Annotated in this window: 17 protein-coding genes; 2 read left to right on the top strand and 15 right to left on the bottom strand. The window is 32.2% G+C overall.

All coding sequences use genetic code 11. The features are described 5' to 3' along the window. Window positions 1-245 precede the first annotated feature (245 nt). The 9 genes from HM981_RS15235 to HM981_RS15195 all read right to left on the bottom strand — a co-directional run bounded on the left by HM981_RS15235 (window position 246) and on the right by HM981_RS15195 (window position 6,153). Entirely contained in the window at window positions 246-545 is a 300-nt protein-coding gene (locus tag HM981_RS15235; RefSeq protein ID WP_179314848.1) for a type II toxin-antitoxin system RelE/ParE family toxin, read from the bottom strand. After that, window positions 538-789, bottom strand: coding sequence for a type II toxin-antitoxin system ParD family antitoxin (locus HM981_RS15230; RefSeq protein ID WP_042297154.1), 252 nt, complete (start codon window positions 787-789; stop codon window positions 538-540). Before HM981_RS15230 ends, HM981_RS15235 begins: the two co-directional genes overlap by 8 nt. Window positions 790-999: 210 nt before the next feature. Further along, a complete protein-coding gene (locus HM981_RS15225) occupies window positions 1,000-1,644 on the bottom strand; it encodes a hypothetical protein (RefSeq protein WP_179339657.1) in 645 nt (214 codons plus the stop codon). Window positions 1,645-1,775: 131 nt separating this feature from the next. After that, on the bottom strand, window positions 1,776-2,255 hold the full coding sequence (locus HM981_RS15220; protein ID WP_179339656.1) for a hypothetical protein: 480 nt from the start codon (window positions 2,253-2,255) through the stop codon (window positions 1,776-1,778). A 103-nt stretch (window positions 2,256-2,358) separates the two neighbouring features. Continuing rightward, entirely contained in the window at window positions 2,359-2,997 is a 639-nt protein-coding gene (locus tag HM981_RS15215) for a hypothetical protein (protein ID WP_179339655.1), read from the bottom strand. Window positions 2,998-3,256: 259 nt separating this feature from the next. Next, window positions 3,257-4,048, bottom strand: a complete 792-nt coding sequence (locus HM981_RS15210; protein WP_179339654.1) for an anti-sigma factor — start codon at window positions 4,046-4,048, stop codon at window positions 3,257-3,259. A 1-nt stretch (window position 4,049) separates the two neighbouring features. Then, window positions 4,050-4,577 carry an RNA polymerase sigma factor gene (locus tag HM981_RS15205; protein ID WP_179339653.1) on the bottom strand — a complete coding sequence of 176 codons (528 nt, stop codon included), beginning with the start codon at window positions 4,575-4,577 and terminating at the stop codon, window positions 4,050-4,052. Between the two features lie 102 nt (window positions 4,578-4,679). Next, window positions 4,680-5,261 carry a superoxide dismutase family protein gene (locus tag HM981_RS15200; protein ID WP_179339652.1) on the bottom strand — a complete coding sequence of 194 codons (582 nt, stop codon included), beginning with the start codon at window positions 5,259-5,261 and terminating at the stop codon, window positions 4,680-4,682. Window positions 5,262-5,526: 265 nt separating this feature from the next. Beyond that, window positions 5,527-6,153 carry a YceI family protein gene (locus HM981_RS15195; RefSeq protein WP_179339651.1) on the bottom strand — a complete coding sequence of 209 codons (627 nt, stop codon included), beginning with the start codon at window positions 6,151-6,153 and terminating at the stop codon, window positions 5,527-5,529. Between the two features lie 146 nt (window positions 6,154-6,299). Between HM981_RS15195 and hemN the strand changes: the two genes are divergently transcribed. Beyond that, window positions 6,300-7,664 (top strand): oxygen-independent coproporphyrinogen III oxidase, encoded by a 1,365-nt coding sequence (gene hemN / locus HM981_RS15190; protein ID WP_179339650.1) that lies wholly within the window; start codon window positions 6,300-6,302, stop codon window positions 7,662-7,664. A gap of 91 nt (window positions 7,665-7,755) precedes the next feature. Continuing rightward, window positions 7,756-8,589, top strand: coding sequence for a universal stress protein (locus HM981_RS15185; protein ID WP_179339673.1), 834 nt, complete (start codon window positions 7,756-7,758; stop codon window positions 8,587-8,589). A 137-nt stretch (window positions 8,590-8,726) separates the two neighbouring features. On the opposite strand, the gene HM981_RS15180 is transcribed toward HM981_RS15185, so the two are convergent. The 6 genes from HM981_RS15180 to HM981_RS15155 all read right to left on the bottom strand — a co-directional run bounded on the left by HM981_RS15180 (window position 8,727) and on the right by HM981_RS15155 (window position 13,250). Continuing rightward, complete coding sequence (locus HM981_RS15180; protein WP_179339649.1) at window positions 8,727-9,290, bottom strand: hypothetical protein; 564 nt, start codon at window positions 9,288-9,290, stop codon at window positions 8,727-8,729. Between the two features lie 83 nt (window positions 9,291-9,373). Beyond that, a complete protein-coding gene (locus HM981_RS15175; protein WP_179339648.1) occupies window positions 9,374-10,075 on the bottom strand; it encodes a sulfite exporter TauE/SafE family protein in 702 nt (233 codons plus the stop codon). Next, complete coding sequence (locus tag HM981_RS15170; RefSeq protein ID WP_179339647.1) at window positions 10,076-10,522, bottom strand: FixH family protein; 447 nt, start codon at window positions 10,520-10,522, stop codon at window positions 10,076-10,078. A 124-nt stretch (window positions 10,523-10,646) separates the two neighbouring features. Then, complete coding sequence (gene ccoG / locus HM981_RS15165; RefSeq protein WP_179339646.1) at window positions 10,647-12,071, bottom strand: cytochrome c oxidase accessory protein CcoG; 1,425 nt, start codon at window positions 12,069-12,071, stop codon at window positions 10,647-10,649. Window positions 12,072-12,093: 22 nt separating this feature from the next. Then, on the bottom strand, window positions 12,094-13,068 hold the full coding sequence (locus tag HM981_RS15160) for a cbb3-type cytochrome c oxidase N-terminal domain-containing protein (protein ID WP_179339645.1): 975 nt from the start codon (window positions 13,066-13,068) through the stop codon (window positions 12,094-12,096). After that, window positions 13,065-13,250 carry a CcoQ/FixQ family Cbb3-type cytochrome c oxidase assembly chaperone gene (locus HM981_RS15155; protein ID WP_179339644.1) on the bottom strand — a complete coding sequence of 62 codons (186 nt, stop codon included), beginning with the start codon at window positions 13,248-13,250 and terminating at the stop codon, window positions 13,065-13,067. Before HM981_RS15155 ends, HM981_RS15160 begins: the two co-directional genes overlap by 4 nt. Window positions 13,251-13,254: the final 4 nt, after the last annotated feature.

Here is a 13,254-nt window from a genome sequence, read left to right as displayed (position 1 = left end):
CTTTTTTTTCGCCAGTGTTCATTTTGTGTTTTCATAAGTGACTATAATTAATGGTTTAATTTTTAGTCAACCTATTTTAGGAAAGTTCATTTTCATAATTGTGGGCAACGTTGTTGTGTATGGTTAGTTGCGTGGTTCAGCAACTAAATTAGTAAACTTTTACGAACCCGTGAATATTCCGAAGGAATATTCACAAGTAGGCAAGAACAAAGCAATTAATTATACACTGTGTTGTGTGCAGTTTTTTATTCCGCTATTCTTTTCTTTAAGTCCATTCTTTCGTGCAGTATTCTTGTTATCTCTACATAATTTTCATTCAGAGTTCTGTAAAAAATTATATGTCGATTTACCTTAATTCCGAGAAGTTGTTTTGATATTCCTTCGTAGTTTTTTCCTAAATGAGGATTTTCTGCAATTTCTTGACAATCAGAAATTAGTCCATCGTAATATTTGTCAGCTTGTTTTTCCGACCAAACCTCGAAGGTATAATCCCAAATCTTTGATAAATCCTCAACAGCTTTGTTCGTCAACTTATATTCAGCCATTCGAGTGCTTTTTCGCTTTTAGAGATTCAAGATGCTTTTTTGGGTCAAAATCGTGAGCTATTCCGCTGTCAATTCCTTCTTGTATTGCAGTTTTCAAAGCAATTACTTTACTTTCTTCTTCCTCTAAAAGTCTCAATCCAGCACGAATTACTTCACTGACGTTTTTAAATCTTCCTTCACTAATTCGGCTTTGCACGAATTGGTCGAAATAATTTCCGAGTGATATTGATGTGTTTTTGTTCATTTGATACTAATTTAGCTCAAATATACCAAAAATTGGTATAATAGCAAAATTTGCCTCAAATTGCACACAAGGTGTTTGTATATGGTTTGTTGCGTGGTTTAAGCACCTAATTTAGCAAATAAAAACCGAATAGAAAATCCGCGAGGATTTTCGTAAGTAGGCTAGAACTAGCAATAAATTATATACGGTGTTAGCAAATCGTTTTTTTTATTACTCAATTTTAATAAATTCATACAATTCAGTGTCCTCTTTTAAGTCTTCCGTTTCATAAAAGTATTTTTCTTCCCAAATGTGAAATCCAAACCCATTACTCTCCAAAAAAGCTCGTAAATATTTGTTCTCGATTTCAATTAGTAATCCAACGTCAATTAAATTAGCAAAGTTTAAATCGACATTTTCCGCTTCTTGAGATTTCGGATGACAAATATATTCAGCTCCAATTCCAGTTGTTTTTGAAATTATTTCATCTAAAGGGTCTGATTTTCCTTTGACCAAAGTTTTTATTTTATGTCCAATTCGATTAGCAATTTTTTCAGGTTTCGTAAAATTCCTAAAGTCAGAGAAGTGCAGATAAGTTCGCACAATATATACGTTGTCAATCGGTTTGTTTTCGCATACAAGCTTTGAATGTTCATCAGGAACATACTTTTCATTTTTGCGAGTCAATTCCGATATCAGAGCCTCGTCGTATTTATTTTGAGATTTCGCTTCCTTGCTCTCGCATTCCAAAATCAAATGATAATCCCCATAGTCAAATACATAAAACACGAAATTGTGCCATATTTTTTCAGGCGTATTATTTCGTAAATGACGAATAAGTTCAATTTCAGTTTCTTTATAAGTGTATTCTCTCAATTTTTTGTCAAATGTTTGCCACGTTTATGTATAAGAATAGTTGTGGGTTTGTATGCGAGGATTTTCCGAAGGAAAATCAGACGTTACAAACACGCAACGACCTTTGATTAAGCACTAAACCGCAATTATTTTTATACGGTGTTGTGGTGTCGTTTTTTTATTTTTAATTCAGTTCCGATTTCAGGTTTTGATTTCTGTTTTTTCTTCTCAGGTTTTATTAAATACATATAAACACCATTCTTTCGTTTATCCAATTCTTTATCTACAGCTATTTTCCTTTCCGATTGAGTTTTGAAAACGCTATCCACGTGCATCGATTCAGTTTCGCATTCAAAATGCTTTTCGGATTTATCTAAAATTAAAATTCCGTGATGAACTCTTTTTTTTACAATCCAAGTTTCATCAGTATTTGAGTCAATTATTTGAGTATTCGGTGGAATTCCGTTTTCATAATGTTGCAATTCTGTCAAAAGTCCGAGTCCAGTAATATTGAAACATTCAACTATTTTTACAAAATTCCGTTCCATATTTTCTTTAATTTCAATCTTTTGAGTTAGTTGAGTAAATGCACCACAACGTGATTGTGTATGATTAGTTGCGTGGTTTAGCAACTAATTTAGCAAACTTTTACGAACCCGTGAAAATTCCGCAGGAATTTTCGCAAGTAGGCACTTAAAAAGCAATTAATTATACACGGTGTTAGCAAACGTTTTTTTATTCCAACAATTCTACAAAATAATTATTAGTCGATATTTCTGTATCAATAGCAAAATAATTTCTATTCAATAATAACTTTTCGGGCATTGAATCAATTTTTATAAAACGTAGGTCAGAAATATATCCCACAAAACTCAAGTTTTCATAATCTTTATAGTCGAAGTAAATAATATTTTTATCAGTTTTTATTTCCTTAATAACTAAAGAATCATTTTCTTTCTGCACATAATTTAAGCTGATTTTTCTTGAGTCAATTCTTGAGTTTGGAATGCTATCGGCAGGTGAATAAAAACTAATTTCCCCTTTTAGGATTGAGTCATTTTTATTTCCTTCTATTTTTAATTTGTAAAATTTACTTTTTGAGCTATCAATTATTCCATTTTTATAAAATGTCCATTGATTCCAAAAAGTATCTTTTTTCTTTGAAACATAGGCCTCATATTCTTCCCAACTTTTATTTTCTTCTCCGTATACTAGTCTTATTTTTTGAAATAGTTTAGAAGTATCTTGTTCAGTTCGTTTTAAGTTTATGTGTTCAGTTATATTTTCAGACTTATGTTCTTCTTTCAGGTTTTTGTTATTACAAGAAACTAATAACATCAAAATTATTATAACTATTGATTTCGGTATCTTCATTTAAATGTTTGCTAAAACTCTTATATGTGTTATTTATTAAAGATAGAAGATTTAAGTAAAAAAACAATAGTTCCTTTGTTTATAATTACTTATCGTTAATTTTTATTAGTTATTCCGTATATCAAGACAGATCTGAATTTACAATTGATATATAGAATACCTAATAATATAAAGAACTTAAATATAACCTCATATATCTAACACAAAAAAAACACCAAGTTTAAACAAGGTGGTTTTAAATATATATATAATAATATGCTTAAGGTGCACTAGCTACAACACCAAGTGTGTAGAGCTGATCCATAGTTGGTCCATCACTACCACCTTCTGGTTCTAAAGTAATACCAAAGGCCTGACTTTCGTTAGCATTGGCAATGGTAAATATTTTATTATCGTCCGTATTAAAATCGTCTATAGTTCCTAAACTTGTAGGTGCTAACGGATTTAATGTTAAGGACCATACTTGCCAAACTTTACCTTCTGGTGCGTTTGGTAAACCTTCTGCATCTAAGTAAATGGTATTATCTGCCTTGTTCCAGTACACTTTAGCAAAGCTAGATGCAAAATTACCTTGGCCACCAAGAGGTACACTAATTAGATCTTTATCTCTAATTATGTTAAGTAAATTCTTGGTTGCGGCCAAATTACTTTTGGCATCTTCTATTTGGGTTTCTAAATACAAGTTTTCAGTATCAGCGGTTTGTAATTGCTGTTCTAAATCTGTTTTTTTGTTTAAGCTCCAAAATAAGCCCATTGCTAATAAAACAGACGCTGCCCAACCTGTATAGCTTATCCAATTAGTTGGTCTCGGTTGTAATTCTATAACTTTAGTTTCATTCGCTATTCTCGCTTTAATAGATTCAAACCCTTTCGCTCTTGGCGATACTGCAGCGGTTAATTTAACGACTGCGCTTTCAATTTCTAAGACTTCTTGTAACAATTTTGGATGTTGTTGCAAAAGATTATAGATCTCCTGATTTTCTGTTTCAGAAAGTTGGCCAGCTACGTATAGCTCTAAAATACCAGATTCTATGTATGCTTTTATATCCATATTATAATACCATATCTCTTAATTGTTGAATACAGTTTCGGTTTCTCGTTTTAATAGTGCCAATTGGCATTTGTAATTCTTCCGAAGCTTCTTTTTGCGTAAAACCTTTAAAGTAGAGCAGTTCAATTACTGCTTTACATTTTTCGCCCAGTTCGGTTACAAACTTTTTTATACCTATGGCATCTGTGCTATCATCTAAACTGTCATGACCTGCAATTATATCTACGAAATATTCTGCATTAAGGTTTTGTTTAGATTGCTTAAAGGCTTTAGAACGTGTTTTATCTATAGCTGCATTACGCGCTATATTGAGAATCCACGTAAAAAAACGTCCTTTTTTTGAAGAGTAAGTATCTGCTTTGTTCCATGCTTTTATGAAGACATCTTGCATCAATTCGTCTGCAATTGCTGTATCTTTTACAATATTGTAAACCACTCCATGTATGCTTTTACTATACATACCATAGAGCTTCTCAAAAGCCACATGGTTTTTATCTTGAAACTGTTTTACCAGTAATTCTAATTCCATTTATTAGCGAATTTATTTAGAATGTTTCGCAGTAATGGGGAAGTTAATCGCCGCAATTCTTCTAACAATTAATTGTTATTTATGGGTTTAAATATAATGTATTTATTCTATAATTCCAGCACAACCAATTCTAGCTCCAGCAGCTCCTGTAGGCTGTGTTTTTAAATCGTCTACACCAAGGTGAACAATAATGGCTTTTCCTAAAATATCCTTAGTAGTGTCGCCACATCCAATACACCATTCATCTGTTGTTTTGGTAATCGTCGCATTTCCATTGGCATCAGCGTTTAAGTTCCCAATATCTCCTTTGTGGTATCCTGCTTCATCTCCCCAAGCACCATGTGGTTGACTCGTAGGATTCCAATGACCTCCAGAAGATGTACCATCAGCTGCAGAACAATCTGCTTTTTCATGAATATGAATGGCGTGCTCGCCTTCTTCTAAACCTGAAACAGTTCCATTCATAGAGACTTTTCCATCTTTTTCAGAAAAGTTAATTTGGCCCTCTACATTGCTACCACTTTTTGGTGCCAAGGCTATCGTCAAGGTTTTTTCTGAACTTACCATCTTGTCAACTTTTTGAATTTCGGGTTTAGTAATGGTTTCCGTATCCTTTTTGTTGTCTTTACAAGCGGTTGCAAAAACAACTGTAGTGGCAAGTACTATCAATTTAAGATTCTTCATAATTTGTTTTAATTTTTAAGTTTGGTTAATAATAAAAATGCGTTACATGCGCTTTTATATTAATAGTAACTGTGCAAACATCTATGTGATACTATAAATGAATTAAAAATTAAACAGTTTAAAATAGATACTATCAATAAAAGTATGTAAAACGTGTGAAACAATTTAGGTAAGTAAAAAATGTTTCAGGAACGCAATCCATACTTTTATTGATGCATTTGATAATATCTTAAAATGATATCAAATGGTAAAGTGATAAGCGATATTATTTATCTCTTAGGTAAGTGTTGACTTCAATAGCAACATCTTCCCAAGTTTTACTAACACCATCTGCACCTTTATGAAGGTCAAAGCATACTTTGTTTAAGGCTTCTAATGCGCCTAATGCATCCCAATCTTTTAGCTGCATGGTGCCTTTCATACTTACACGTCTTTCGTCAGTAATACTAACTTCTAAAGGTAAATCTGCTGTAACACCATTCATAGTAATAGAGGCAACATAAGCATTATTGCTATATGTAATAGTTCCTTTTAAAAATTCAGTATTTAACATAGAACCAAAGAAAGAGGTTTTAAGTTTTTCGTCTCTAGAATCGTCTTTAGTAAATAAACTACTAATAGGAATTGAAAATTCTAAATTATTTAAAGCTTCTTCTGGTGTTGCTCCTTCTTTATTATCAAAATTTAACGTTGCAAACTCACCTCCAACTGGTAATTTTTCGGTGGTTTTATAAGCTTTCCAAGTTACAGAAGTTGCTTCAGGTTTCACCACATATTTAATGGTGTTTTCAACCGTTTCTACTTCGACTTCTTTTTCTTTCTTTTCGTCTTTACAAGACGTAAATACTAAGGCTACAATAACAAGTAATGATAAGAATTTTGTGCTGTTCATGGCAGTTTTATTTTTTAGTAAAGTTAAATATATAAATGCTTTTGTGCAAGGGTAATCCGCGTCTTCAAGAGGGGATTAATTGAATATGACAAATATCATATTTTAAACGCTAGCATACTATTAATTTTGAACTTGAATTTATAGCTATGCATCAGTCGTTAATTAATAAATACAATGTTTCAGGACCTCGTTACACGAGTTATCCAACGGTTCCTTATTGGGATTTAGATTCGTTTTCTTTGGTACAATGGAAAGCATCTTTAAAGCGTTCTTTTGAAGAAAGTAATGCGTCTGAAGGTTTAAGTCTTTACATTCATTTACCGTTTTGCGAAAGTCTATGCACCTTTTGCGGCTGCCATAAACGCATTACAAAACGTCATGAAGTTGAATCTCCATATATTAAAGCGGTTTTAAAAGAATGGAGTTTATATGTGCAATTATTAGGACACAAACCAAAAATTAAAGAATTACATCTTGGTGGCGGAACTCCAACATTTTTCTCTCCAGAAAACCTTGATTTTTTAATATCTAACCTTTTATTAACGTCAGAATTGGCAGAAGACTATGAGTTTAGTTTTGAAGGTCACCCAAACAATACCACAGAAGCCCATCTTCAAACCTTATATAATTTAGGTTTTAGACGTGTTAGTTATGGTGTTCAGGATTATAATCTAAACATTCAAAAAGCCATAAATAGAATTCAACCTTTCGAAAACGTAAAACGTGCTACAGATTTGGCGCGTAAAATTGGTTATACGTCTGTTGGACATGATATTATTTTTGGATTACCATTTCAAACAGAAGCAGATGTTATAGAAACCATCAATAAGACTAAAGCCTTGATGCCAGATCGTATTGCATTTTATAGTTATGCACATGTGCCTTGGATAAAAGGAAATGGGCAGCGTGGTTTTAGTGATAACGATTTGCCATCTGCAGAATCTAAACGTAAACAATACGAAACAGGAAAACAACAATTTGAAGCCGCTGGTTATGTAGAAATAGGTATGGATCATTTCGCTTTAAAAACCGATTCACTTTACAAGGCGATGGAACATAAAACTTTGCATCGTAATTTTATGGGTTATACAGCGTCTAAAACACAGGCCATGATTGGCTTAGGAGTGTCTGCTATTAGTGATAGTTGGTATGGTTTTGCTCAAAATGTGAAATCTAATGAAGAATATTACCATTTATTAGAGCACAATATTATTCCGGTTTTTAAAGGACACATTCTTAATGCTGAAGATTTAGTGATTAGAAAACACATTCTTAACCTGATGTGTAATTTTGAAACATCTTGGGAAGATGATGATTTGTTATTTGATGAATTGCCAGAAGTACTCATTAAATTAAAGGAATTTGAATTGGATGATTTACTTCAATTCGGGTTGAAAAAAGTAATTGTAACAGAAAAGGGAAAACCATTTATAAGAAATATTTGCATGGCTTTTGATGTGTTATTACAGCGAAAAAAGCCTGACACACAATTATTTTCAATGACCATTTAAAACCAGAAAGCTAAAATAATTACTCAGAGATAAAAATATAATGCATGTTTATAGAGTTTGAACAGTATTAACTAAATAAGAAGAAAATATGATGAAGAAAATAATTGTACCTGTAGATTTCTCTGAGTATTCAGAATTTGCACTTGAAGCAGCTGCAAGTTTAGCTCAGAAATTTGGATCTGAACTTATTGTATTGCACATGTTAGAACTTTCTAATGCTATAATTTCTTCTGCTAACGAAACGTTGAATCAAGAGGCTGTTTTTTACTTAAAACTTGCAGAACAAAAATTTGAAGCCTTTTTAGATAAGCCATATTTAAAAAATATTAAAGTAACACCTGTTGTTAAACATTTTAAAGTTTGGAGTGAAGTTAATGATGTTGCTCTAGAACACAATGCAGACCTAATAATTATGGGTTCTCAAGGTTCTAGCGGTATTAAAGAAGTGCTAATAGGCTCTAATACAGAAAAAGTAGTTAGATATGCAAATATTCCTGTTCTTGTGATAAAGCATAACCCTATTCTGTTGGATTTTGAAAATGCAGTATTTGCTAGTGATTTCTCTGAAGAAGCTGTAGAACCTTATCTTAAAGCTAAAGCTACTTTTAATAAGTTAGGCACTAAAATGCATTTAGTTTATGTTAATTCTCCGGACGGAAACTTTAAAAGTTCTGTAGAAATTGATAAAGTGGTTGCAGACTTTTTGAAAAAATCAGACGGAAATTTAGACAATATAAAACGTGTTAATATAGTGTCAGATTACTCTATTGAAAAAGGGATTTTAAATTTTGCTAATATTATTGGAGCAGATGTTATTGCTGTGCCAACGCATGGTAGAAAAGGATTATCTCATTTCTTTGAAGGTAGCGTTTCTGAGGATATTGCAAACCATTCTACTTTGCCTGTAATGACATTTAAAATATAATTATCGATGTTTATTTAGTTAGTGTTTTTATACATCGTGTTAAACGCCAAAGTTGTTGGTTCTTTGGCGTTTTTTTTATGCTATATTTTTAGATTTAAAGTGAAACGTAAAAATAGGACTATGTACGTATTGTAATATTAAAATCGATAACCGATTCTTAAATGTAGGTTCAGAGCTAGGCCATTATTGTATTTTAAATACACATTTTTTTCTTTTATAAAATGAACATACCCAAGCCCAATACCAGTTTCGTAACTAAAATGTTTACCAACGTTACGTCGAATTCCCCAAGTTGGAATAATAGAAATATCACTAATAAAATTAAGATTATCTGCAACTGATCCAATAACAAGATCTGGATGATAGGTTGTTTTAATTGCTATAAAATTACCGCTGTTACCATCTATACGTCTAGACTTTGATACTCTTTTATTAAGATTGTAGTACCAACGTGGTTCAACCGTAATTGCTGGAACTAATACAAAACCTCTACTTCCAGAAAAATTCTCACTGAAAATAGCAGCATCTAATCCAAGTTCGCTGCGTAATGCTATAGAATTGGTTAGTTTAGATTCATTGTGTCCCCAAATCCCGAATAATCCGGTTTGTATGCCAAAGGTGGACTGTTCTACACTAGCATCTTGTGCTGTTGCTGTTAAAATTGAAGCTGTAAAAAGAAGTGAGACGATGATTTTTTTCATGGTTTTGATAGATAGTAAATTGATGATTATTTAAAAACTAATATATCAATAATTAGACCACATTGTAAGATATTAGTTATGTTTTAATGACATTCTATAGCACTAGAAACAGTATCTACAATTGGAGCAGGAGAGAGGTAAGGAATTCCTAAACCTAAACCACGAAGAATAAAAAGTATACCAATGACAACAACAAAAACAGGAATTGCTTTCTGGATACGTTGTTTTATAGTGCTGTTTAAAAATTTACCTAAATAAATAGCTGTAGTCATTAAAGGAATAGTACCAATACCAAATAATACCATATACAAACTGCCTTCTAATAAATTACCTGTTGCAACCGCACCAAACACAGCCATGTAAACTAAGCCACACGGTAAAAAGCCGTTAAGAAAACCAATAGTTAAAAACGTATCTGCAGTTTTCTTTTTTAAGGCTTTACCTAAAGACGATTTTACTTTAGAAATACCTTTGTACAGTGGTTTTGTAAGGTTGTATTTCCCTATTATATGCTGAGGTAAAAGCACTATAACAATCATTAAAACACCGATTATAATAGAAAGTTGCTGTTGAATTCCAAAAAGTGAAAAACTTTTACCTACAAGACCAAAAATTAAACCAATAATACTGTAGGCTAGTAATCTACCAAAGTGGTAAATAGCAATTTGGGTTATTTTCCTGAAAGAATTAGAGCGATCTACAGGCAGCATAAATGCTATTGGACCGCACATACCAACGCAGTGCAGACTCCCTAATAATCCAAGAATGAGAGCCGATACTAACATTTAATAATTGATTTCTGTTTTATAGAGATAAGAATTTGTGTTATATTTCCAATCTACTTTAATGTTCCAACGACCATCTAATAAACGTTTGTCAGGTATGAGCAAATTATGGTTTGATAGTGAAATTGGTATTTCAAAATCAAATTGTTTATTAGATGGTCTATATAGGAACACTTTTCCTTTAACCAGGTTAATATCCTTATCTTCAGGAAATGTAATAACAATACCATCGTTAGTTTTTTTCCAAGTAATATCTTCTTTTAAAGTCTTTGCATGCTCTTGGTTATCAATTTCGCTTTGAAATTGTAGTTCTTGTCCATAATAATCTTCTACCACTAAATCATGTCCGTATTTACTATCTGTAGTCATAGTGATTACAAAGTACATGATGAATGAAATAAAACATACGAATGCAATTACGATGGCTGTTCCCCAATTAATTTTCATAACCAATTTATTTTGTCATCCTAAACTTATTTCAGGACCTTATGTTAGCATTAACTGCTTTAATGCGGCAGTCAAGGTGTTTATTTTTTATTTATTAGGTTTTCAACCTTAATGAACTATCTTTTTAATTAAAACTTCGTGGTCCTAAGAATGATACTGATGTGGTTTCAATAATCTGACCATTACTGTAAAGATCAATCATAACATCATTTTTATCACCAGACAAATCACTTTGTTTAAGCTCTATAAATAAAGTACCTTCAGATATGCCTTGAGCATCTACATTAAATGTATCTGAAGTTGATACCACGTTTATAGTTCCGTCCCAACCTCTTAATTTAAAGGTTAAATCTTCAATATTTTCAGAAGTTTTATTAACAAGTTTAAAGGTGTAAACATTACTAATAATACCATTTTCTTTATGCTCAAATAATTGTCCAGGCAATCTTAGTATTCTAGCTTCAACATCACTACGTAGTAATAACATACCTGCTAACATTCCTATTAATATGGTAAGTACAGCCATGTAACCTTTCATACGAGCGGTTAATTTAAAAGGCTCTTTTTTCTCAATTTCATCTTCACTAGCAAAACGAATTAAGCCTTTAGGAAGATTTATACTTTCCATAATATGGTCACACTCATCAATACAAGCTGTACAGTTAACACATTCTAATTGCGTTCCGTTTCTAATATCAATTCCGGTTGGGCAAACGTTTACACATTGGTTACAATCGATACAGTCTCCATGTCCTAAAGCTTCTCGGTCTTCATTTTTTCTGAATTTTTTTCGACCAGTTTCTGCCTCACCACGTTTATAATCGTAAGCAACAATGATAGATTTGTTATCTAAAAGTACACCTTGCAAACGTCCATAAGGACATGCAATAATGCAAACTTGCTCTCTAAACCAAGCAAATATAAAATAGAATACTGCTGTAAATATAAGCAGTGGAATTAGGGTGCCTGTATGCTCAAAAGGTCCTTCTACGATATATTTAATAAGTTCATCTCCTCCAATTAAATAGGCTAAAAATACATTAGCAATCAAAAAAGAGATCACTAAAAAGACAAACCATTTAAGAACTCGTTTCTTAATTTTTTCGGCATCCCATTTTTGGCGTGCCAAGCGCATTTGTTTATTTCTATCGCCATCTATCCAGTATTCAATACGTCTAAATACCATTTCTAAAAAGATGGTCTGTGGACAAATCCATCCACAAAATACACGCCCAAAACCAACAGTAAATAGTGTGATGAAAATAACTCCTATTAACATGGATATTACAAAAAGATAGAAATCTTGAGGCCAAAAAGGGAATCCAAAGATGTTAAAACGTCGTTCTAAAATATTAAATAATAGAAATTGATTACCATTAATCTTTATAAATGGAGCAGCAAATAAGAATGCGATTAAAAAGTAACTGACTAGTTTACGCTTATCATATAAAGGTCCTGAAGGTTTTTTAGGAAATACCCATTTACGTTTACCATCTTCATCAATGGTACCAATTGAATCTCTAAAAACTTCATTTTCTGGCGTTTCCATTTTGTTTTTTTGTAACTTCTAATTATTGATTAGACACCACAGTATTAGCAGCTTCTGTTATTTCTTCTGTACTAGTTTCAGCTTCATTTGGAGTTGCTTCATTTTCTATTGTTTCAGCACCTTCTTCTTCCCAAATATCACCTTGTGCAGCTTTTGGTTCAGCAGGTGTTGTACCTTGAAAACTTAAAACGTAACTAGAAACTTGTGCCATTTCAAGAGGTTTTAATTCAGATTTCCAAGAAACCATCCCTTTTCCATCACGTCCACCTTCAGAAACGGTTTTAAATACATTTTTAATACCTCCACCTAAAATCCAGTGTTTATCTGTTAAGTTTGGTCCAATTCCACCACCACCATCAGCTTTGTGACAAGCTACACAGTTGGTTTCAAATATTTTTTGACCAGCCTTTAAATCTGCTGCTTCAGTTAAAAGTTCAACGGTATTAAAATCGACTAAACCTTTAGCTGTTTTTTTGTATTCTTCAATTGCAGCGTTAGCTTCAGCATATTCAATTTCATATTCTACAATTTGATTATCCGCATTAAATACGTGGTAGCGTACCATATAAACTACAGCAAAAACGATAGATATATAGAAAGAATAAACCCACCATGGTGGTAAATTATTGTCTAACTCTCTTATGCCATCATAATTATGATCTAGTATAATTTCGCCTTCTTCTTCAATAGGTTTTTGTTTCCCTTTTAGTTTTGTGTAAAACGCATTAAGCTTTTTAAACTCGGGTGTCTTAGTTCTAGAAGCTATATAACGTTCCTTCCCTTTTTCGTCTAAACTTTGATAAAGAATATTATCCATTGAACTCACAATACCTTCAATGGCTATAAGTACTAAAAGTACAAGTAATAGAAATAATAAGATAATAGGTTGCTCTATAAAAGCGGGTTGGTCTCCTGAATCTACAAAGTACTCTACAAGTCCTGCAATAGCAAAGAAGAGTACAGGCACTCTTATGTATGATGGTATTAAATGTCTCATATTTCAGTGTCGTTTTGGTTGTCTAATGGTATGTTACTAACGGTTGATATATAGTCTTTTTTTGCTGTCATTACCCAATAAAATAATACAACAAAGAAGGTAAAGAATATTAGTAGAGATATCATTGGGTATATTTCAATACCTGTGATACTTTCCAAGTGGCCTTTTATAAATTTGAACATAATA

This window comes from Winogradskyella ludwigii (assembly GCF_013403985.1).
GTDB classification, from domain to species: domain Bacteria; phylum Bacteroidota; class Bacteroidia; order Flavobacteriales; family Flavobacteriaceae; genus Winogradskyella; species Winogradskyella ludwigii.
Note: the sequence above shows the minus strand (reverse complement) of the source record. Positions and strands in the feature narration are given on the sequence as shown.